Origin of the sequence: Vibrio sp. 05-20-BW147 (assembly GCF_013369385.1) — a bacterium.
In the GTDB taxonomy this organism is placed as follows: Bacteria; Pseudomonadota; Gammaproteobacteria; order Enterobacterales; family Vibrionaceae; genus Vibrio; species Vibrio floridensis.
This window is the reverse complement of sequence record NZ_SZTO01000016.1, coordinates 76680-95825: the sequence shown is the minus strand read 5'-3', so window position 1 is coordinate 95825 and position 19146 is coordinate 76680. Positions and strand designations below refer to the sequence as shown.

The window sequence follows — 19146 nt, the reverse complement described above, 5'->3', positions numbered from 1 at the left end:
GATGGTGAAGATTGCTCGTTGTATGCTGTTGTTCGGTGTGGTGTGGTTATCCGGCTGTGCAACTACCCCGCCAGCACAGCAAAATAACTTATGTGACATTTTCCGTGAGAAACCTCGCTGGTATAAAGATGCCTTAGCAATGGAAAAGGAGTGGGGTACCCCGATTCAAGTCGCGATGGCGTTTGTCAAACAAGAGAGCAGTTTTCGCCACGATGCAAGGCCACCAAAAGACTATATACTTGGGTTTATTCCTTGGGGACATGTGAGTAGTGCGTACGGTTATGCTCAAGCGCAAGATCCGGCTTGGGAAGATTTTCAACGTGCGACAGGACATGGTGGCTCACGGACTAACTTTGATGACTCATTGATGTTCATTGGTTGGTATACCAGTGAAACACGTAAGCAGTTGGGCGTCTCCTTATGGGACCCTTATAACCAGTATCTCGCCTATCATGAAGGAAGAGGTGGGTACAAACGCAAGACATACCAAAAGAAACCTTCGTTGATCAAGGTCGCTCGCAAAGTGGAGCAACAGACCAAGGATTATGGTTGGCAGCTAAAGCAATGCCGCCAAGAATTGGAAGATAATCGAAGCTGGTTTTTCTAAGCCAGTAAAGTCCTCTGAGCATCAAGGACGAATAGAGCAGGAGAGAAGTAATGCCGTTATTAGATAGTTTTACCGTTGACCACACTCGCATGCATGCACCCGCTGTGCGTGTGGCAAAAACCATGCAAACGCCAAAAGGCGACACCATTACCGTGTTTGACCTACGTTTCACCGCCCCCAACAAAGACATTTTGTCTGAAAAAGGTATTCACACTCTAGAACACCTGTACGCTGGTTTTATGCGCAAGCATCTCAATGGTGCGTCGGTTGAGATTATCGATATTTCTCCGATGGGGTGTCGTACCGGTTTCTACATGAGCTTAATTGGTGCGCCGAGCGAGCAAGATGTGGCATCTGCGTGGACGGCTTCGATGGAAGATGTGTTGAAAGTGGAAAGCCAAAACAAGATCCCTGAGTTGAACGAGTACCAGTGCGGTACCGCGGCCATGCACTCTCTGGATGAAGCGAAGCAAATTGCTCAAAATATCTTAGTGGCTGGCATCTCAGTCAATAAAAACGATGAGCTTGCCTTGCCAGAAGCCATGTTGAAAGAGCTTAAAGTCGATTAATTCAGTTCATCATAAAAAGTTAAAGGCCCAGTGTTTCCTCTGGGCCTTTTTGATCGTCATTAGGCTGTTTTGCGTTTGCGCTTAGGAAACACCTTAACCAATTTTATTCGGTTCCCTTCCAGTTGCACAATCTCCATCGCATGCCCTTCAATTTTGATGCTCAAGTGGTTATCTGGAATATGTTCTAAGTGTTCCAAAATCAAGCCGTTCAAGGTTCTTGGACCATCGGTGGGAAGTTTCCATTTTAATCCTTTATTAATATCTCTGATATTGGTACTGCCCTCAATGAGAAAGCTTCCATCGCTTTGAGGCGTAATATCATCGGAGAAACTAGGTGCGATCGAGGTGGTAAACTCCCCAACAATTTCTTCAAGAATATCTTCAAGCGTCACTAGACCAATAATGTCACCATATTCATCGACGATAAGGCCAATACGTTCTTTATTGCGTTGGAACTTCAGTAACTGAACATTGAGCGGGGTGCTCTCAGGAATGAAATAGACTTCATCGGCAGCACGCAACAAGGTTTCCTTGTTGAACTCATTTTTCTCCAACATCAAACGATAGGCTTCTCGCAATCTCAACATACCCACAGCTTCATCAACTTTGTCGCGATAAAGAACAATACGACCATGTGGGGAATGCGCCAATTGGCGTACGATCGATTTCCAATCGTCATTGATATCGATACCAGTAATCTCATTGCGCGGGACCATGATGTCATTCACAGTGACGTGTTCGAGATCCAAAATGGAGACCAGCATATCTTGGTGTCGCTGAGGGATCAGGCTACCCGCTTCGTTCACCACAGTGCGCAACTCTTCAGAGCTCAGATTGTCTTCACTGTTATGTTGTGCTTTAAGACCAAGTAAGCGAATAAAACCATTGGTAATAAAGTTCACTAACATCACTAGTGGTGAAAGGATCTTCATCAGCGCAACCAACAGAATGCTGCTGGCATAGGACACACGTTCAGGATAGAGAGCTGCAACGGTTTTTGGGGTAACTTCCGCAAAAACCAACACGACTAAGGTGAGAGCACCGGTGGCAATCGCGACACCCAAATCACCGTACAAACGCATGCCGAGAATGGTTGCAATGGCTGAAGCGAGAATGTTGACAAGGTTGTTGCCGATTAAGATTAAACCAATCAGTCTGTCTGGGCGACTCAATAGCTTTTCAACACGCTTAGCCCCTTTGTGGCCAGAGTTAGCAAGGTGCTTCAAGCGATAGCGATTCAGTGACATCATCCCTGTCTCTGAACCAGAGAAATAACCTGAAATGACAATAAGACACGCGAGTAGCGCAAATAAGATACCCGTAGATATGTCGTTCAAAACTTAATTTTTCCTTTTACTGTTTCGAATAATCATTGCTTGATTGCAAACCGAAGTGCGACGACGTAGTCGCACACGTTTTGTCAACTTAGCTAAGAATGATCTCTTTAACAAAGCGACTGCCAAAGTAGGCCAGTGTAAGCAAGGTTGCGCCCGCTACGGCAAACCACGTGACCTTTTTTCCTCTCCACCCTTTCTGATAATGGCCCCAAAGAAGGATTGAGTAGACTAACCAAGCAATAAACGAAAGTATCGCTTTGTGTGCTTTGCCCTCTGCAAACATGTCGTACACAAAAACAAACCCAGTTGCCAACGTTGCGGTTAATAACAAGTTGCCAATTAAGATAATTTTAAATAATTGTCTTTCCACCATGAGTAATGGTGGCAAATTGGGGTTCATTATCAACGATTTCTTGGCCTTTAATTTGTAGTCAAGCCAAGCCAGTTGCAGGGCATAGAGTGCTCCTATTGTTAGCGTGGCGTAGGAAAATAGTGCCAAAGATATATGGAGCAGTAGCTTAGGTTCGTTTTCTAAGTGCTTGATGAACGTGCTGGGTAGAAACGCAGCAGCAGAGAGATTAATAACAGCAAAGCTATAGACAACAGGTAATAGGAACCACAAGCGATTTTTAAGCATAGCCGCGCTCATCACTAAAGAAATGATGAAACTGATTAAGGAGGCCACATTTAAGATACTGAGGTTTTGCCCGTAGCCGCCAAAAATGAGATCGCTTAACAGCCAAGCGTGAAAAAATAACGCTAAAGAAGCACTGACTAAAACGGTTTTGGCTTTTATCCCCGTTTGGTGGGCAAGTCCCGGAATAATCATAGCGATGGCTAAACCGTAGAGAATCGCTGCACCAATGGCAATTATGCTGTCCATATATCCTGAGTGTTGGGCAAAAGAATGACGCAAGTATACCTTGCAACGAGGTTCTGGGCTACGTGCAATGTTTAACAATACTGAGAGTTGAGATGTTGAAATGAATAACTTATCCCCAATAGTGTGGAATAGAGCCGTTTCGCGGGTATCTCTGATTCCGTGGCTAAGGTATACTCACCCCAATTTATCGCCGAATTTAGCGTAGAGAACCAAATGTTTGAGAATTTAACGGATCGATTATCCAGAACGCTGAAAAACATCAGCGGCAAAGGTCGTCTGACAGAAGACAATATCAAAGATACCCTGCGTGAAGTACGTATGGCACTACTGGAAGCCGACGTCGCTTTACCTGTAGTGCGTGATTTTGTTGCACGCGTAAAAGAAAAAGCGGTAGGTGTCGAGGTTTCTAAATCTCTGACTCCTGGCCAAGAGTTTATCAAGATCGTTCAAGGCGAACTTGAAGCGGTCATGGGTGAATCGAACGAAGCACTTAACTTAGCGGCTCAACCACCAGCGGTTATTTTGATGGCGGGTCTACAAGGTGCGGGTAAAACCACCTCCGTCGGTAAACTATCGAAGCTGTTAAAAGAGCGCGATAAAAAGAAAGTGTTGGTTGTGTCGGCCGACGTTTACCGCCCTGCAGCAATCAAGCAGTTGGAAACATTGGCAAGTGACATTGGTGTCGACTTCTTCCCTTCGTCTGCTGACCAGAAACCCATTGATATCGCCAATGCCGCTATCGATCACGCGAAAAAGAAATTCTTTGATGTCTTGATTGTCGATACCGCAGGTCGCTTAGCGATTGATGAAGCGATGATGGGCGAGATCCAACAGCTTCACAGTGCAATTAACCCAGTGGAAACACTGTTTGTGGTTGATGCCATGACGGGTCAAGATGCCGCCAATACCGCCAAAGCGTTTGGTGATGCGCTGCCACTGACGGGTGTGATTCTGACCAAAGTGGATGGTGATGCACGTGGCGGTGCGGCGTTGTCTGTGCGCCATATTACGGGTAAACCAATCAAGTTCTTGGGTGTGGGTGAAAAGACTGACGCACTAGAGCCATTCCATCCCGATCGTGTTGCTTCACGTATTCTAGGCATGGGTGACGTCCTGTCGCTGATTGAAGATCTGCAACGCAACGTTGATACTGAAAAAGCGCAGAAACTGGCGCAAAAGTTCAAAGAGAAAAAAGGCTTTGATCTTGAAGATTTCCGTGAACAGCTTGGTCAGATGCAAAACATGGGTGGCATGATGGGGATGCTAGACAAGCTACCTGGCATGTCTCAGTTGCCAGCTGACATCAAAGATAAAGTCGACGACAAGATGTTCAAGCAGATGGAAGCGATCATTAACTCCATGACGATGAAAGAGCGCCAAAACCCTGATCTTATTAAAGGATCGCGTAAAAAACGTATTGCAGCGGGTTCTGGTACTCAAGTGCAGGATGTCAACCGTCTTCTTAAGCAGTTTACCCAAATGCAGAAGATGATGAAGAAAATGCAAAAAGGCGGCATGAAAGGCATGATGCGCAACATGCAAGGTATGATGGGCGGAATGGGTGGTGGTTTTAACCCGTTTGGTCGCTAATCACATTTAGGCCCTAGTCTTCACTAGGGCCTAATTATTTTCTATCTCCAATTTCTCATCCCCGCCTGTTTTTCAACCTGTTATCTCCATCACAAATTGAAAATTGAATTTATGTTGGTGAAAAAGTAACAACCCCCTTGCAATACAGCTTAATAAGAGTAAAATTCCGGAGCTTTATTTTGGCACGAGACCCCAAACTGTTTAGTGATAGATGGTTTCTGGGGTTAATTTTATTTTTGAGAAAGCAAAGAGGACGACATGGTAACCATTCGTTTGGCACGTCACGGCGCTAAAAAGCGTCCATTTTATCAAATCGTAGTAGCGGACAGCCGCAATGTTGCAACTGGCCGTTTCATCGAGAAAGTTGGTTTCTTTAACCCAACTGCACAAGGTCAAGAAGAAGGTCTACGTATCGATCTAGATCGCGTTAACCACTGGGTTGGTCAAGGCGCATCTCTATCTGACCGTGTTGCTAAGCTAGTTAAAGACGCTCAAAAAGCGGCTTAATTAAGAAACTAGTGTATGTCGATGAAAGGTAAAGAAACAATGAGTGATGAGCGTATTGTTGTTGGTAAATTTGGTTCTACTTACGGCATTCGTGGTTGGCTCAAAGTTTTTTCCTACACAGACAATGCCGAAAGCCTATTTGATTACAGCCCTTGGTACGTTAACCAAAAAGGCGAGTGGGTCGAGTTCAAGGTTGAAAGCTGGAAGCGCCATAACAAAGGTATGGTGGCAAAGCTGGAAGGTCTCGATGTTCGCGAAGACGCGCATCTCCTGACTAACCTTGAGATCGCTATTGACCCTGCTGTACTACCTGAATTGTCAGAAGATGAATTCTACTGGCGAGAATTGTTTGGAATGCAAGTGGTAACCACCAATGGTTACGATCTGGGTGTCGTTACAGACATGCTAGAAACGGGCTCAAACGATGTTCTCGTAGTAAAAGCAAATCTAAAAGATGCTTTTGGGCAAAAGGAACGTTTAATTCCGTTCCTTGAAGAGCAAGTGATCATCAAAGTTGATCGCGAAGCTCAACGGATCGAAGTTGACTGGGATCCTGGATTCTAATCTCCAAAGCTACAGAGCGAGATAAACATGTGGGTTGGCGTCATTAGCCTGTTTCCTGAAATGTTCCGTTCTGTTACTGATTTTGGAGTAACAGGTCAAGCGGTTAAAAAAGGTCTTTTATCGATTGAGACTTGGAATCCTCGCGATTTCACTCACGATAAACATCGTACAGTTGATGACCGACCTTATGGTGGTGGCCCTGGTATGTTAATGATGGTTCAGCCTTTGCGCGATGCCATTCATGCAGCCAAACAAGCCTCACCAGGCAAGACGAAAGTCATTTACCTTTCTCCTCAAGGTCGTAAGCTCGACCAAAAAGGAGTGGAAGAATTGGCAACCAATGAGAACTTGCTTCTGATTTGTGGCCGATATGAAGGGGTAGATGAGCGCATCATTCAATCTGAAGTTGACGAAGAATGGTCAATTGGGGATTTTGTGATGACGGGTGGTGAAATACCAGCCATGACGTTGATTGACTCTGTCTCTAGGTTTGTTCCTGGGGTATTAGGGGATTTTGCGTCGGCAGAAGAAGATTCTTTTGCTAATGGCTTGTTAGATTGCCCTCACTATACGCGTCCTGAAGTGTTGGATGGCAAAGAAGTACCTGAGGTACTGATGTCCGGCAACCATAAGGAAATTCGTCGTTGGCGACTGAAACAGTCGTTAGGCCGCACCTGGCTAAGAAGACCAGAGCTCCTGGAAAACCTAGCTCTGACTGACGAACAGGAACAATTACTTGCTGAGTTCATTCAAGATACTCACTATAAGCGCAAGTAACCTATTTAATTTAGTATCAGTTTATTCTAGGAATTTTAAAAATGAGTAACATCATCAAAGCTCTTGAGCAAGAGCAAATGAAGCAAGACCTACCTAAATTTGCACCAGGTGACACTGTTGTTGTTCAAGTTAAGGTAAAAGAAGGTGACCGTGAGCGTCTACAGGCTTTTGAAGGCGTTGTAATCGCAATCCGTAACCGTGGTCTACACTCTGCATTCACTGTTCGTAAGATCTCTAACGGTGAAGGTGTTGAGCGTACGTTCCAAACTCACTCTCCAATCGTTGCTAGCATTGAAGTGAAACGCCGCGGTGCAGTACGTCGTGCCAAACTGTACTACCTACGCGATCTATCTGGTAAAGCTGCTCGTATCAAAGAGAAGCTTACTAAGAAGTAATGCTATAACTCGCATTCTCATAGTGTTAGCGGAGGCCATTAGGCCTCCGCTTTTTTATGTTTGCCAGTTCGTCAGCATGTCGAAATGGAAAAATAAAAAAAGGTTGATGCGAGAACATCAACCTTCTTTAATCACTAGAAACCTAGAAACCTAGAAACCTAGAAACCTAGAAACCTAGAAAACTAGAAAACTAGAAAACTAGAAAACTTTAATATTGCTCTTCAGACCAACCGTCACTGTCAGACATATCTGGTGCACCAGGAATGGTATTTTCTTCATCTGCCCATTCACCAAAATCAATCATTTGGCATTTTTTGCTGCAAAAAGGGCGGTGAGGGCTTTGCTCGCCCCATTCGACATCGGTACCACACTGTGGGCATTTTACGATGGTGATTTTTGTCATAAATAATAAAACCGGTATTCAATCTATTGATTAGCAAGAAAAGGGTTAGTAAACATAAAATAAAGCGAGGTGACTGAGCGTCAAATCTAACTGCATATCGCCAGTTCAAAGCCAACATCTTGGCTACAAGCTTGGCCAGTTTCGAAACTGATAAATTTGATGGCAAAGCGATTTTTGTGGCCCGAAATCATCGGGTAAACACCAAATTCCATTGGAATATGTAAGCGAAGAATATTGGCCTCTTCTGCGTCACTTTGGAAAAAGCCATTGCGCGCGATTTGCTTTCTAAAATGTCCAGTTTCTCGTGCCAGTTTCAACCAGAGGTGAAGTGCATCGGACAAAGGCTTGAGGCTACCAAGCCACTTTTGAGCATCTTGTCTCTTACGTTCGATAGGCAAGTGCAGCCAGTAATGTAATGCAGGTAAATCAAAGCAACACGAACCACCAGGCAAACTAAAACGCTGGCGAATAGAACTGAGAAAGCGATCTTCTTTTAAGGATTGGCCAAACCTAGGTGCTTGCATCAACCCAGCATGAGTGCGATCGGCATCATTGAGCAGAGCTTGCAAAGTGGCTTGATCGACACCGTCAACATCTAGCCAACTGCGATAAAGCAGCCTTTGCTTTTCAATGTCTTTGGCTAACTCACTTTTGAGTTGAATCTGTTCAAAAATTTCGACGAGATCAAAGATAGATCGAAAGAACAGCTGATGTTGATGTGGCTCTGAAAATGAGGCGGCACTGTTTGCCTGTTGAAGCAGTGATTCGACTCTCAAGTAAATACGAGTCTTTTCGTTGAGTGGATGTTCGAATTTATGCGTGGTCATCTAGCGGGCCTGTCGTCGTCTCTGAGTTATTGTCACCGATTTTGCGCACTCATGGCTAGGTACTTTTGGTGTAAATCTGTGATTTGCTGCAAAAGATTTCGGTCTGTTGGCTCGTTTTTAACCACATCGTCCGCCAAGGCAAGGCGCTCTTGCCGAGAGGCTTGCGCGTTCAGTATGGCCCGGACTTGTTGTTCGTCTACACCATCACGTAACATCGTTCGCTCAAGTTGTGTTTTTTCCTCAACGTCTACCACTAAGACGCGATTACACAGCGTTTGCAATTGGTTTTCTACCAGTAAGGGGACCACTAAAAGGGCGTAAGCTGAGGTGACGGATTTGAGTTGCTCCACCATCTCATTGCGGATCATTGGATGTAGCAGTTGATTGAGCCAAGTTTTCTCGTCTGGATGACGAAATATCTGATCTCTTAGTTGTGCACGATCCAGTTCGCCATTTTCTGTCAAAATGTTAGGTCCGAAATGATCAACGATCGCCTTCAAACCTAGACTGCCCGGTGTTACCACTTCTCTTGCGACAATGTCTGCATCGACAATATCAATGTTAAACTGCTGGTGAAAGAGATTGGCGACGGTGGTCTTTCCACTGGCGATACCACCCGTTAAACCTACAACAAAAGCCATTATGACATTCCCATAACGCTATTAAGATACCAAGAGATAATTTGCTCCCCCCACATCAGTGCTACCCATCCAGCAATGGCCAGATAAGGCCCAAATGGAAAAACCATCTCAACGCCTTGTCTTTTCATCCTGAGTTGAATGAGACCAAAGATCAGCCCGACAACCGAAGAAAGCAAGATGATCATCGGCAGATACTGCCAGCCAAGCCATGCTCCAAGCGCTGCGAGCAGTTTGAAGTCGCCGTAGCCCATGCCTTCTTTTCCTCTCAGCAAAAGGAAAAGGTGATAAACGCTCCAAAGGCAGAGATAACCCGCCATTGCACCGATAACCGCATCTTGCAGAGTTACTGGGCTTATCCCTAGTAACGCCAACGCGATGCCTGCCCAGGTGAGCGGTAGGGTCAGCTGATCGGGCAATAACATGGTGTCTAAGTCGATGAAGGTGGCGGCGATCAACACCAGAGTAAAACCAATCAGTGCCACGGTCATCGCTGTATAACCAAATTTCCAAGCCACGAGACCACACAATAAGGCGCTTAGTGCTTCGACAATAGGGTAACGAACACTGATCTTGGCTTGGCATTGATGACATTTGCCTCTTAGCATCAGCCAGCTTAGCACTGGGATATTGTCTCGAGCTCGTATTGGGGTATGGCACGAAGGACAGCTTGAACGCGGCGTGCTTAATGTTAGGGATTCTGTCGGCGGTGATATTTTGTATTCAGGAAAGGATTCCGCACACTCTTGGCGCCACTCCAGTTCCATCATTTTTGGAAGACGATAGATCACGACATTAAGAAAACTGCCTACCAGTAGACCAAACAGGGAAGCTAAAGCAATGTAAAGCCAAGGGTAGTATTGTAACGCGTCCATATATCGTCGTTCTCTTTGTGGTTTGGGCTAAAATAGCTCAAGCAAGCCAATAGCTTGCTTGATATGACAGAAGGTAAGCAGTGGGGGTTATCTTATCCCATAACACTCATTAAGTTAAAGATCGGTAAATACATAGCTGCGACCAGACCACCGACGACGATCCCGAGAAAAACGATGATCAAAGGCTCAAGGATCTTACCCAAGTTATCCACGGTATTGTCGACTTCAAATTCATAGATGGTGGCAATTTTGTTCAACATGTCATCCATCCGTCCCGACTCCTCACCAATCATCACCATCTGTAACACGAGTTCAGGAAAGGCGGCACTGTTGCGCATGGCGATATACATCGGCATCCCAGCGGCGGTGTCACGATAAACATCCTCAATGGCGTATTGATAATGGAGATTGCCTGATGTCTTGCTGGTATTTTTTAAACTGGTGAGGATCGGAATACCTGCACTGAAGCTGGTGGCCAGTGTGCGGCTAAACTTGGCAATTGCCGCTTTGGACAAAACACCGCCGATCACTGGAATTCTTAAACCCAAGCGAGATAGTCGTAAGCGAAACTGCGGCGATTTCTTGCTGATGCCACGAAGAAGATAGATTGAAGTGAGTAACGTGATAAAAAACCAACTGCTGTAGGCTTGGACAAAATCGGAGATATCGAGCACTTTCTGGGTAAACCAAGGGAGATCCGCGCCAAATCCAGTGAACATTTTGCGAAACTCGGGAATGACTTGGGTCAACATCAAATACGACACCCCTAATGAGACCAAGACCACCATGCAAGGATAAATCAGCGCTTTGATTACTTTCGAGCGTAGCTGCTCATTTTTCTCACGATAAAACGCTAGGCGCTCAAACACCTGAGGAAGATTGCCAGACTGTTCTGCCGTGGCAACGAGATCAACATAGATGCCGTCAAAAAGTGGACTGGCACTGCGTAGTGCTTTAGAGAGCGGTGTGCCTGCTTCAACCGCTTTGCTGACATTGGCTAAAATGGATTTCATTTCCGCTTTACGGTGGTTGTCGGACACCAACTTGAGCGATTGCAAGATAGGGACGCCAGTGGTCAGCATGGTAGCCAGTTGCCGAGTGAGGATGGTGATGTCTTTGCCTTTCACTTTGTGGCTTAAACGAGTAAAAACCGACACACTGGCTTTTTTGATCTTTTTAATCTGGATCTGCTGCATTTTCAGCTTGTCACGCACTTCCAGCTCGGTGAGTGCCAGCGTATTGCCGGACACTTTTTTCCCAGAGCTGTTGATCCCTTTCCATTGATAGTTTTTGATTTGTGAATGGGTTTTGAGCTTCATATCGCTTCCTTTCAGTGGCGATGACTAACGAATGACAAAAATAACATTACAAATAAAGCACGCGTTGCAACTCTTCTAGGCTAGTGATGCCTTGCTTGAGCTTTTCGATGCCCGATTCTTTCAGCGTCATCATGCCTTTTTGTTGTGCAAGCATTTCGATGCTTTGTACCGAAGCATTTCTGACAATCGCTTCGGCTAAGGCGTTATCAAATGGCATCACTTCGTAAATGCCAATACGCCCAGCGTAACCATTGGTGCAGTGGTGACATCCTTGCTTATTGGCCTGATAAATTTGATCTTGCCGAGTGAGGTGGAGTGATTCCAACAGTGCGTCATAGGGATGAGGCTGTTTGCAATGGCGACACAATCGGCGAGCGAGGCGCTGCGCGATGATCAAACTCAACGAAGACGCTAAGTTGAAGCTGGCAATTCCCATGTTGGAGAGACGAACGATGCTTTCTGCTGCGGAATTTGTGTGCAACGTAGAAAGCACAAGGTGGCCCGTTTGCGCGGCTTTGACCGCGATTTCTGCGGTTTCGAGATCGCGGATTTCACCCACCATGACGATGTCGGGGTCTTGGCGTAAAAAAGAGCGCAGCGCTTCGGCAAAACCAAAGCCGATTTTTGGCTTCACTTGCACTTGGTTGATACCAGGGAGGTTAATCTCGACCGGATCTTCAGCGGTGGATATGTTGACCTCCGGCCGGTTAAGCAAACTTAGGCCAGTATAGAGCGAAACGGTTTTGCCGCTGCCGGTGGGGCCTGTCATCAAAATCATCCCTTGCGGCTTGCGCAAGGCGTTAAGGTAGAGCTGTTTTTGCTGTGGGTTATAACCCAGCTTATCAATGTCTAGGCTGCTGCTTGAACTGTCGAGCAATCGCAACACAATTTTTTCACCAAACAGGGTCGGTAAAGTGGAAACGCGCATATCAATGGCGGTGTCTTGGTTTAAGCGCAGCTTGATGCGGCCATCTTGTGGTAAGCGCCGCTCGGCAATATCAAGTTTGGAAAGAATTTTGAGCCGAGCCGACAAACGACGACTTAAATGGCTCGGCGGTTGTTGTATCTCCACCAAAATACCGTCGCAGCGCAAGCGCACGCGGTATTGGTTTTCGTACGGTTCAAAATGAATATCGGATGCGCCTTTGCGCACCGCATCGAGCAAAATCTGGTTGATAAAGCGGCTCACTGGCGATTCATCTTGGCTTAAGTCTTCAATCGATTCGACTTCGTCATCGGAGACTTTAACCAAGTTAGCCAGTTCATCTTGATGGATCTCTTTGAGGCCACTTTCTTGGCTCTGTTTGATGCTTTTTCCGTACAAACGGCGAATTGCGGCTTGCAGTTCTAGGTTGTCGGCAAGAACAATCTCCACTTGCAAGCCAGTAGCAAAGCGAAAGTCATCTTCGGCTTGATTATTGGTCGGGTCGGCCACTGCGAGGATTAAACCAGCGCTGCTTTTTTGCAGTGGCAGTGCTTGGTGGCGGGTGATCAGCTCACGTAAGCCAAGTTGATTGCACAGTTCTTGATAGTTGTAGCGATTCAGGTCGGTTGGCGGCAAACCAAAAATGGCGCTGAGTTGCTCGGTGAGCTCATCGGCTTGGAAAAAACCCAAATGTAACAAAGCTTCCGGTGCGGTTACACCAGAAGCTTGCATAGTTTCTCGACACGCTTGTTCTTGCGTTAGGCTAAGTTGGTTGGCCTGACGGAGAATGGTGGCAAGGTTAGTTTGCATTATGGAGTAGTTTTAGGACAGCTATCTGTTGCAATTTCTTCTGCGCTTACAGTGCAGCTCCAACCTGCCGTACTTCTTTCATAGGTAATGGTTGTGTTAGCGGCAACCGCAGAGGTACTACCAAACTTAAACTCCAATTTATTATCTGCCGCTAGCGAGAGCGTCCCCAATTTGTTTGAGGTTGAAGCTATGCCTAAATGTTCCAAAATTTTAGTTTCGTCAGTCTTTTTAAATGAACCGTTTTCTTGATACCACAGCTCAGATGCTGTGATTAATGACTTCATCGTCGCCAATGCTGATGCGCCTTCAGATTTTTTTACATAATCTTTATAAGCTGGAACAGCAATTGCTGACAACACACCAATAATCGCTACCACAATCATCAATTCAATCAAGGTAAAACCTTGTTGTTTCTTCGACTTATTTATCTTTTTCATCATGATTTCCTTCAATCTATGAAATTCGCTCCATGAGCTTATCGATAGAGTATTCAAGGAAACCCTGTGCTGAACATCGTGCTAGAAATGGCTTTCGAGTGAATTAAAACTCTTTCACTTTTTGTTTCACTCTGTTGCTGGCTGAATGTGAGATTGATATGAAATTTATAGAATGAATGTAAGGGCCTCGTTGGCCCTTATCATTTCTTCGCTCCACTTAATGGGAGCGCTTCAGAGGTGCGATTGACGAGAGGGCGTTATTGAAAACGCATCGATAAATCCATCGCTTTGACATGCTTGGTCAGGGCGCCAACCGAAATGTAATCCACACCGGTTTCTGCGTATTCTGCGATGGTTTCTAATGTCACGTTGCCTGAGTTTTCCAGTGCTGCGCGGCCTGCGTTAATTTCCACCGCTTGTCGCATCATCTCGGTGGTGAAGTTGTCGAGCATAATGATGTCAGCACCCGCGTGAATGGCTTCACGCAGTTCATCGAGATTCTCTGTTTCCACTTCCACGGGCTTTCCTGGTTGCAGCTCTTTTGCTTTGGTGATCGCTTGAGTGATGCCACCGCAGGCAATGATGTGGTTCTCTTTGATTAGGTAAGCGTCAAACACGCCAATTCGGTGGTTGTAGCCACCGCCACAGGCCACTGCGTATTTTAAGGCGCTGCGTAGGCCCGGGATGGTTTTGCGTGTATCTAATAAGCGACACTCGGTATGGGCAATTTTCGCGGCGTATTGCGCCGTAATGGTAGCGCAGCCAGACAGGGTTTGAATAAAATTCATCGCGTTGCGCTCACCTGTGAGTAAATCACGGGCAGGGCCTGTGAGTGTGCAAAGCGTTTGATTCGGTTCGACGTTGTCGCCATCTTTTACGTGCCACTCAATGGTCACTTTGCCGCCGAGCTGTTTGAACACTTCATCCGCCCATGCTTGGCCACAAAATACGCCGTGTTCGCGAGTGATGATGGTCGCTGTATTCATGGCCTCTGCTGGGATAAGTGCGGCCGTCACATCATTGTCAGCGTTTAGCGAACCGCCCAAGTCTTCTTTCAGCGTGTCGGTAACCGCTCGGGTGATTTCGATAGGGAGCTGTTGCTTCAAATAATCAAGGCGTTCTTGGCTGTTATGTGTGTTCTTCATCGCAAATCTTATCTTGAAAGGGGAATTGCAACGCATGATACTCTGCATAGGTAACAATTTCAGCAGTTAATTGACAAACCCATGGAGATGATATGCAAGCTGTGATCACGCAAGGATGGTTGGAGGGAGTTAAGCGAGTTTCGTCGCCGTTTTTTGATGCGAGGCCACAAGGAAAGCCAATTTCTCTGCTGGTGGTGCACAATATTAGCCTGCCTCCCGGTCAGTTTGGTGGCCACTATATAGAGGACTTTTTTCAAGGCCAGCTTGACCCAAGCGCGCATCCTTTTTTCCAAGTGATTCATCAGATGCGTGTTTCGGCTCACTGCTTGATTAAAAGAGATGGGGAAGTGGTGCAGTTTGTCTCTTTTGATGATCGCGCTTGGCATGCGGGCGCATCCAGCTTTGCCGGGGTTGAGCGCTGTAATGATTATTCGATTGGTATTGAGCTTGAGGGCAGTGATTTTGTCGCTTATACCGAAGCGCAGTATCAAGCGTTAAGCGAGCTCACCAGAACCTTAATGCGCCAATACCCGCACATTACCCTTCCTCGAATTACTGGGCACCAATACATTGCACCGCTGAGAAAAACCGATCCCGGTTTAAGTTTTGACTGGCGTTATTATCGCACTTTACTTTCTCAAGATGGGTTGGTTGCAAAAATGTAAACCCATCGCAAGGTTGTCACAAAAAGGTAAGCATCATGGCTTACCTTTTTTTATATCGAAAATTATTTCGTCTTGTTAAAAGTTAACTACGTTTAATCATGGGGTAAGCGACTTGAGGGGCAAATGAGGCACAATATTTTGTCTTTTTTTGTTTTTCTTTAACCGTTTTGCTAGCACGCCCTTTCCCCATCTGTTTACTATTTGTAATTGGTAAGACCAATTCTATTGCCGTTTTAATGAGCGAATGTTAGCAAAGTGTTGAAGCGTGAGCTGTTCTATGATTTAGGTCAATTTTTGGCTGGACAGTTGCGTTTTAATTATGTTAATTTCTGCACCAACTTAGAATTGGTATTACCAATTAACAGCAAAGAGAAAAAGAATAATAAATATGGCTTATCAAAGGATTCGTCAGCCGAAACTTTCTGATGTGATTGAACAAGAGTTGGAAAGACTGATCGTCGAGGGAATATTGGCACCAGGGCAGCAATTGCCGCCAGAACGCGAACTGGCCAAACAGTTCGAGGTGTCACGTCCTTCTGTTCGTGAAGCGATTCAGCGCTTGGAAGCCAAACGTCTGCTTACTCGCCGTCAAGGTGGTGGCACGTTTGTCAGTGAGAACATCTGGAAAAGTTTTTCCGATCCTCTGCTAAATTTATTGTCTAGCCACTCTGAAACACAGCTTGATTTACTTGAATCGCGCCATGCGATGGAAGGTATTTCTGCGTATTTCGCTGCGTTGCGTGGTACCGAGCAAGACTTCGCTCGTATTCAGGCTTGCCTGGAAAAAATTAGCGCTGAGCAGGCAAAAAAAGATGTAGAAGCGGAAGCGGCCGCGGTGATGGCGTTTTTGGTTGCATTAACCGAAGCTTCACACAATGTCGTGCTACTGCATATTGTTCGTAGCCTCTCGCCGTTACTCGAGCAAAATGTCTTACAGAATCTGAAATTGCTGCACCGCCGCGCTGAAGTGGTGGAAAAAGTCAGCAAACATCGGGCTAATATTGTGGATGCGATTGTTTCTGGTCAGCCAGAAAAGGCGCGTGAAATGTCCCATTCGCATTTAGCGTACATCGAAGAAACATTGTTGGATTTGACTCGTGAAGAGTCACGTAGAGAACGCTCTTTACGTCGAATTCAACGAGGTAATGAGTCTTAATCAGACTCATTGCAAGTTTAACGTAGATCCAACCAACAGAAGGATAGATCGCCATGTCTGATATGAAGCATGACGTAGACGCACTTGAAACTCAAGAATGGTTACAAGCACTTGAGTCAGTAGTTCGTGAAGAAGGTGTAGAACGTGCACAGTACCTACTAGAGCAAGTTCTAGACAAAGCTCGCCTAGATGGCGTTGATATGCCGACTGGCATCACAACCAACTACATCAACACGATTCCAGCGAACCAAGAACCAGCTTACCCTGGTGATACTACGCTTGAGCGTCGTATCCGTTCCATCATCCGTTGGAACGCAATCATGATCGTTCTACGTGCTTCTAAGAAAGACCTAGAGCTAGGCGGCCACATGGCGTCTTTCCAGTCTTCTGCAGCATTCTACGAAACCTGTTTCAACCACTTCTTCCGTGCACCAAACGAGAAAGATGGTGGCGACTTGGTTTATTACCAAGGTCACATCTCTCCAGGGATCTACGCACGTGCGTTCGTTGAAGGTCGTCTAACTGCTGAGCAACTAGACAACTTCCGTCAAGAAGTGGACGGCAAAGGTATTCCATCATACCCGCACCCTAAACTAATGCCTGAGTTCTGGCAGTTCCCAACCGTATCTATGGGTCTTGGTCCGATTTCTGCGATCTACCAAGCGCGCTTCCTGAAATACCTAAATGGCCGTGGTCTGAAAGACACGACTGAGCAACGTGTATACGCGTTCCTAGGTGACGGTGAGATGGATGAGCCAGAATCACGTGGTGCTATCTCTTTCGCTGCACGTGAGAAGCTAGACAACCTATGTTTCCTAATCAACTGTAACCTGCAGCGTCTCGATGGCCCTGTAATGGGTAACGGTAAGATCATTCAAGAACTTGAAGGTCTGTTCAAAGGTGCTGGCTGGAACGTAGTGAAAGTAATCTGGGGTAACAACTGGGATTCACTACTAGCTAAAGACACCACGGGTAAGCTTCTTCAACTGATGAACGAAACCATCGACGGTGACTACCAAACATTCAAATCGAAAGATGGCGCGTACGTACGTGAGCATTTCTTTGGTAAGTACCCTGAAACTGCAGCGCTAGTGGCAGACATGACTGACGATCAAATTTTCGCGCTTAAGCGTGGTGGTCACGAGTCTTCTAAACTGTACGCAGCATTCAAAAATGCGCAAGACACCCAAGGGCGTCCAACGGTTATCCTAGCGAAAACCGTTAAAGGTTACGGCATGGGTGAAGCGGCGGAAGGCAAGAACATCGCGCACCAAGTTAAGAAGATGGATATGACTCACGTGCTACATCTACGTGATCGCCTAGGTCTTCAAGACATCCTAACGGACGAAGCAGTAAAAGAACTTCCATACCTAACTTTGGAAGAAGGTTCGAAAGAATACGAATACCTACACGCTCGTCGTAAAGCGCTGAAAGGTTACACGCCACAGCGTCTACCTAACTTCACCAAAGAGCTCGTGATTCCAGCTGTTGAAGAGTTCCAACCTCTGCTAGAAGAGCAGAAGCGTGACATCTCTACAACCATGGCGTTTGTACGTACTCTAAACGTACTGCTTAAAGATAAGAACATTGGTGAAAACATTGTTCCTATCATTGCTGACGAAGCGCGTACATTTGGTATGGAAGGTCTGTTCCGTCAAATCGGTATTTACAACCCACACGGCCAGAACTACACACCACAAGACCGTGACATCGTTTCTTACTACAAAGAAGCAACGTCAGGTCAAGTACTGCAAGAAGGTATCAACGAACTCGGTGCTATGTCTTCATGGGTTGCGGCGGCAACGTCATACTCGACCAATGACCTACCAATGATCCCGTTCTACATCTACTACTCTATGTTCGGTTTCCAACGTGTTGGCGACATGGCGTGGATGGCGGGTGACCAACAAGCTCGTGGTTTCCTATTAGGTGCTACAGCAGGTCGTACAACGCTAAACGGTGAAGGTCTACAGCACGAAGACGGTCACTCACACATCATGGCAGGTACTGTACCGAACTGTATCTCTTACGACCCAACATTCGCTTACGAAGTGGCGGTTATCCTACAAGACGGTATCCGTCGTATGTATGGTGATCAAGAGAACGTGTTCTACTACCTAACTCTGATGAACGAGAACTACGCAATGCCAGCAATGCCAGCAGGCGCTGAAGAAGGCATTCGTAAGGGTATCTACAAGCTAGAAACTTACACAGGTTCGAAAGGTAAAGTTCAGCTGTTGAGCTCTGGTACTATCATGAACGAAGTGCGTAAAGCGGCTCAAATCCTAAGCGATGAGTACGGCATTGCGTCAGACGTTTACTCTGTAACGTCGTTCAATGAAGTGACTCGTGATGGTCAAGCGTGTGAGCGTTACAACATGCTTCACCCAGAAGCAGAAGCGCAAGTACCTTACATCCAAACTGTAATGGGTACTGAGCCTGCAATTGCGGCGACTGACTACATGAAGAACTACGCTGAGCAGGTTCGTGCATTCATTCCTGCTGAATCTTACAAAGTGCTGGGTACTGATGGCTTTGGTCGTTCAGACAGCCGTGAAAACCTACGTCGTCACTTCGAAGTGAACGCAGGTTACGTCGTGGTTGCTGCGCTAACTGAACTGGCGAAACGTGGCGAAGTTGAGAAGTCTGTGATTGTGGAAGCAATCAAGAAGTTCGACATCGACACTGAAAAAACTAACCCGCTATACGCTTAATTG

The 19146-nt window shown here is 46.1% G+C and carries 20 protein-coding genes; 10 read left to right on the top strand and 10 right to left on the bottom strand.

The window, feature by feature from the left end; all coding sequences use genetic code 11:
- The first annotated feature begins 1 nt into the window (after position 1).
- Both FC652_RS15080 and luxS read left to right on the top strand, forming a co-directional pair.
- Positions 2 to 607: a hypothetical protein gene (locus FC652_RS15080; RefSeq protein ID WP_237286869.1), complete on the top strand. Its 606-nt coding sequence runs from the start codon at positions 2 to 4 to the stop codon at positions 605 to 607.
- A 50-nt stretch (positions 608 to 657) separates the two neighbouring features.
- Positions 658 to 1176 carry an S-ribosylhomocysteine lyase gene (gene luxS, locus FC652_RS15075; protein WP_176299256.1) on the top strand — a complete coding sequence of 173 codons (519 nt, stop codon included), beginning with the start codon at positions 658 to 660 and terminating at the stop codon, positions 1174 to 1176.
- 59 nt (positions 1177 to 1235) lie between these two features.
- Here luxS and FC652_RS15070 read toward each other — a convergent pair whose 3' ends face one another.
- Together FC652_RS15070 and FC652_RS15065 are read right to left on the bottom strand one after the other, a co-directional pair.
- Positions 1236 to 2513, bottom strand: a complete 1278-nt coding sequence (locus tag FC652_RS15070; protein ID WP_176299255.1) for an HlyC/CorC family transporter — start codon at positions 2511 to 2513, stop codon at positions 1236 to 1238.
- A gap of 88 nt (positions 2514 to 2601) precedes the next feature.
- Positions 2602 to 3396 carry an inner membrane protein YpjD gene (locus FC652_RS15065; protein ID WP_176299254.1) on the bottom strand — a complete coding sequence of 265 codons (795 nt, stop codon included), beginning with the start codon at positions 3394 to 3396 and terminating at the stop codon, positions 2602 to 2604.
- 213 nt (positions 3397 to 3609) lie between these two features.
- On the opposite strand from FC652_RS15065, the gene ffh reads away from it, so the two are divergent.
- The 5 genes from ffh (at position 3610) to rplS (ending at position 7229) form a co-directional block, all read left to right on the top strand.
- Positions 3610 to 4986 carry a signal recognition particle protein gene (ffh, locus tag FC652_RS15060; RefSeq protein WP_176299253.1) on the top strand — a complete coding sequence of 459 codons (1377 nt, stop codon included), beginning with the start codon at positions 3610 to 3612 and terminating at the stop codon, positions 4984 to 4986.
- A gap of 258 nt (positions 4987 to 5244) precedes the next feature.
- Complete coding sequence (gene rpsP, locus FC652_RS15055) at positions 5245 to 5493, top strand: 30S ribosomal protein S16 (protein ID WP_011079541.1); 249 nt, start codon at positions 5245 to 5247, stop codon at positions 5491 to 5493.
- Positions 5494 to 5508: 15 nt separating this feature from the next.
- Positions 5509 to 6057 carry a ribosome maturation factor RimM gene (gene rimM, locus FC652_RS15050; RefSeq protein WP_011079542.1) on the top strand — a complete coding sequence of 183 codons (549 nt, stop codon included), beginning with the start codon at positions 5509 to 5511 and terminating at the stop codon, positions 6055 to 6057.
- A gap of 27 nt (positions 6058 to 6084) precedes the next feature.
- Positions 6085 to 6834: a tRNA (guanosine(37)-N1)-methyltransferase TrmD gene (trmD, locus tag FC652_RS15045; protein WP_176299252.1), complete on the top strand. Its 750-nt coding sequence runs from the start codon at positions 6085 to 6087 to the stop codon at positions 6832 to 6834.
- Between the two features lie 41 nt (positions 6835 to 6875).
- Positions 6876 to 7229 carry a 50S ribosomal protein L19 gene (rplS, locus tag FC652_RS15040; RefSeq protein ID WP_176299251.1) on the top strand — a complete coding sequence of 118 codons (354 nt, stop codon included), beginning with the start codon at positions 6876 to 6878 and terminating at the stop codon, positions 7227 to 7229.
- A gap of 208 nt (positions 7230 to 7437) precedes the next feature.
- On the opposite strand, the gene yacG is transcribed toward rplS, so the two are convergent.
- From yacG to nadC, 8 genes are all read right to left on the bottom strand, one after another.
- Positions 7438 to 7632, bottom strand: coding sequence for a DNA gyrase inhibitor YacG (gene yacG, locus FC652_RS15035; protein ID WP_038941426.1), 195 nt, complete (start codon positions 7630 to 7632; stop codon positions 7438 to 7440).
- An 86-nt stretch (positions 7633 to 7718) separates the two neighbouring features.
- The gene (gene zapD, locus FC652_RS15030; protein ID WP_176299250.1) at positions 7719 to 8459 is read right to left on the bottom strand and encodes a cell division protein ZapD; all 741 of its coding nucleotides are present in this window, start codon (positions 8457 to 8459) and stop codon (positions 7719 to 7721) included.
- Positions 8460 to 8491: 32 nt separating this feature from the next.
- Complete coding sequence (coaE, locus tag FC652_RS15025; RefSeq protein ID WP_176299249.1) at positions 8492 to 9100, bottom strand: dephospho-CoA kinase; 609 nt, start codon at positions 9098 to 9100, stop codon at positions 8492 to 8494.
- Complete coding sequence (locus FC652_RS15020) at positions 9100 to 9972, bottom strand: A24 family peptidase (protein WP_176299248.1); 873 nt, start codon at positions 9970 to 9972, stop codon at positions 9100 to 9102. Before FC652_RS15020 ends, coaE begins: the two co-directional genes overlap by 1 nt.
- Before the next feature lie 92 nt (positions 9973 to 10064).
- Positions 10065 to 11291: a type II secretion system F family protein gene (locus FC652_RS15015; protein WP_176299247.1), complete on the bottom strand. Its 1227-nt coding sequence runs from the start codon at positions 11289 to 11291 to the stop codon at positions 10065 to 10067.
- Between the two features lie 46 nt (positions 11292 to 11337).
- Positions 11338 to 13026, bottom strand: coding sequence for a type IV-A pilus assembly ATPase PilB (gene pilB, locus FC652_RS15010; RefSeq protein WP_176299246.1), 1689 nt, complete (start codon positions 13024 to 13026; stop codon positions 11338 to 11340).
- Positions 13026 to 13463, bottom strand: a complete 438-nt coding sequence (locus FC652_RS15005) for a prepilin-type N-terminal cleavage/methylation domain-containing protein (protein WP_176299245.1) — start codon at positions 13461 to 13463, stop codon at positions 13026 to 13028. The genes pilB and FC652_RS15005 overlap by 1 nt, the downstream gene beginning before the upstream one ends.
- Positions 13464 to 13720: 257 nt before the next feature.
- Positions 13721 to 14608 carry a carboxylating nicotinate-nucleotide diphosphorylase gene (gene nadC, locus FC652_RS15000; protein ID WP_176299244.1) on the bottom strand — a complete coding sequence of 296 codons (888 nt, stop codon included), beginning with the start codon at positions 14606 to 14608 and terminating at the stop codon, positions 13721 to 13723.
- A 92-nt stretch (positions 14609 to 14700) separates the two neighbouring features.
- Here nadC and ampD point away from each other — a divergent pair, with 92 nt between their 5' ends.
- The 3 genes from ampD (at position 14701) to aceE (ending at position 19143) form a co-directional block, all read left to right on the top strand.
- Positions 14701 to 15273, top strand: coding sequence for a 1,6-anhydro-N-acetylmuramyl-L-alanine amidase AmpD (gene ampD, locus FC652_RS14995; protein ID WP_176299243.1), 573 nt, complete (start codon positions 14701 to 14703; stop codon positions 15271 to 15273).
- A gap of 388 nt (positions 15274 to 15661) precedes the next feature.
- Positions 15662 to 16429, top strand: coding sequence for a pyruvate dehydrogenase complex transcriptional repressor PdhR (gene pdhR, locus FC652_RS14990; RefSeq protein ID WP_176299242.1), 768 nt, complete (start codon positions 15662 to 15664; stop codon positions 16427 to 16429).
- Between the two features lie 53 nt (positions 16430 to 16482).
- Complete coding sequence (aceE, locus tag FC652_RS14985) at positions 16483 to 19143, top strand: pyruvate dehydrogenase (acetyl-transferring), homodimeric type (RefSeq protein WP_176299241.1); 2661 nt, start codon at positions 16483 to 16485, stop codon at positions 19141 to 19143.
- The last annotated feature ends 3 nt before the right edge of the window (positions 19144 to 19146 follow it).

Excerpts from the sequence above, each read along its gene's own strand:
- zapD (WP_176299250.1), bottom strand. The coding sequence starts at position 8,459 with ATGACCACGCATAAATTCGAACATCCACTCAACGAAAAGACTCGTATT.
- luxS (WP_176299256.1), top strand. The coding sequence starts at position 658 with ATGCCGTTATTAGATAGTTTTACCGTTGACCACACTCGCATGCATGCA.
- aceE (WP_176299241.1), top strand. The coding sequence starts at position 16,483 with ATGTCTGATATGAAGCATGACGTAGACGCACTTGAAACTCAAGAATGG.
- trmD (WP_176299252.1), top strand. The coding sequence starts at position 6,085 with ATGTGGGTTGGCGTCATTAGCCTGTTTCCTGAAATGTTCCGTTCTGTT.
- yacG (WP_038941426.1), bottom strand. The coding sequence starts at position 7,632 with ATGACAAAAATCACCATCGTAAAATGCCCACAGTGTGGTACCGATGTC.
- ampD (WP_176299243.1), top strand. The coding sequence starts at position 14,701 with ATGCAAGCTGTGATCACGCAAGGATGGTTGGAGGGAGTTAAGCGAGTT.
- FC652_RS15015 (WP_176299247.1), bottom strand. The coding sequence starts at position 11,291 with ATGAAGCTCAAAACCCATTCACAAATCAAAAACTATCAATGGAAAGGG.
- FC652_RS15080 (WP_237286869.1), top strand. The coding sequence starts at position 2 with ATGGTGAAGATTGCTCGTTGTATGCTGTTGTTCGGTGTGGTGTGGTTA.
- rimM (WP_011079542.1), top strand. The coding sequence starts at position 5,509 with ATGTCGATGAAAGGTAAAGAAACAATGAGTGATGAGCGTATTGTTGTT.
- rplS (WP_176299251.1), top strand. The coding sequence starts at position 6,876 with ATGAGTAACATCATCAAAGCTCTTGAGCAAGAGCAAATGAAGCAAGAC.
- ffh (WP_176299253.1), top strand. The coding sequence starts at position 3,610 with ATGTTTGAGAATTTAACGGATCGATTATCCAGAACGCTGAAAAACATC.
- FC652_RS15005 (WP_176299245.1), bottom strand. The coding sequence starts at position 13,463 with ATGAAAAAGATAAATAAGTCGAAGAAACAACAAGGTTTTACCTTGATT.
- FC652_RS15020 (WP_176299248.1), bottom strand. The coding sequence starts at position 9,972 with ATGGACGCGTTACAATACTACCCTTGGCTTTACATTGCTTTAGCTTCC.
- pdhR (WP_176299242.1), top strand. The coding sequence starts at position 15,662 with ATGGCTTATCAAAGGATTCGTCAGCCGAAACTTTCTGATGTGATTGAA.
- nadC (WP_176299244.1), bottom strand. The coding sequence starts at position 14,608 with ATGAAGAACACACATAACAGCCAAGAACGCCTTGATTATTTGAAGCAA.
- coaE (WP_176299249.1), bottom strand. The coding sequence starts at position 9,100 with ATGGCTTTTGTTGTAGGTTTAACGGGTGGTATCGCCAGTGGAAAGACC.
- pilB (WP_176299246.1), bottom strand. The coding sequence starts at position 13,026 with ATGCAAACTAACCTTGCCACCATTCTCCGTCAGGCCAACCAACTTAGC.
- rpsP (WP_011079541.1), top strand. The coding sequence starts at position 5,245 with ATGGTAACCATTCGTTTGGCACGTCACGGCGCTAAAAAGCGTCCATTT.
- FC652_RS15065 (WP_176299254.1), bottom strand. The coding sequence starts at position 3,396 with ATGGACAGCATAATTGCCATTGGTGCAGCGATTCTCTACGGTTTAGCC.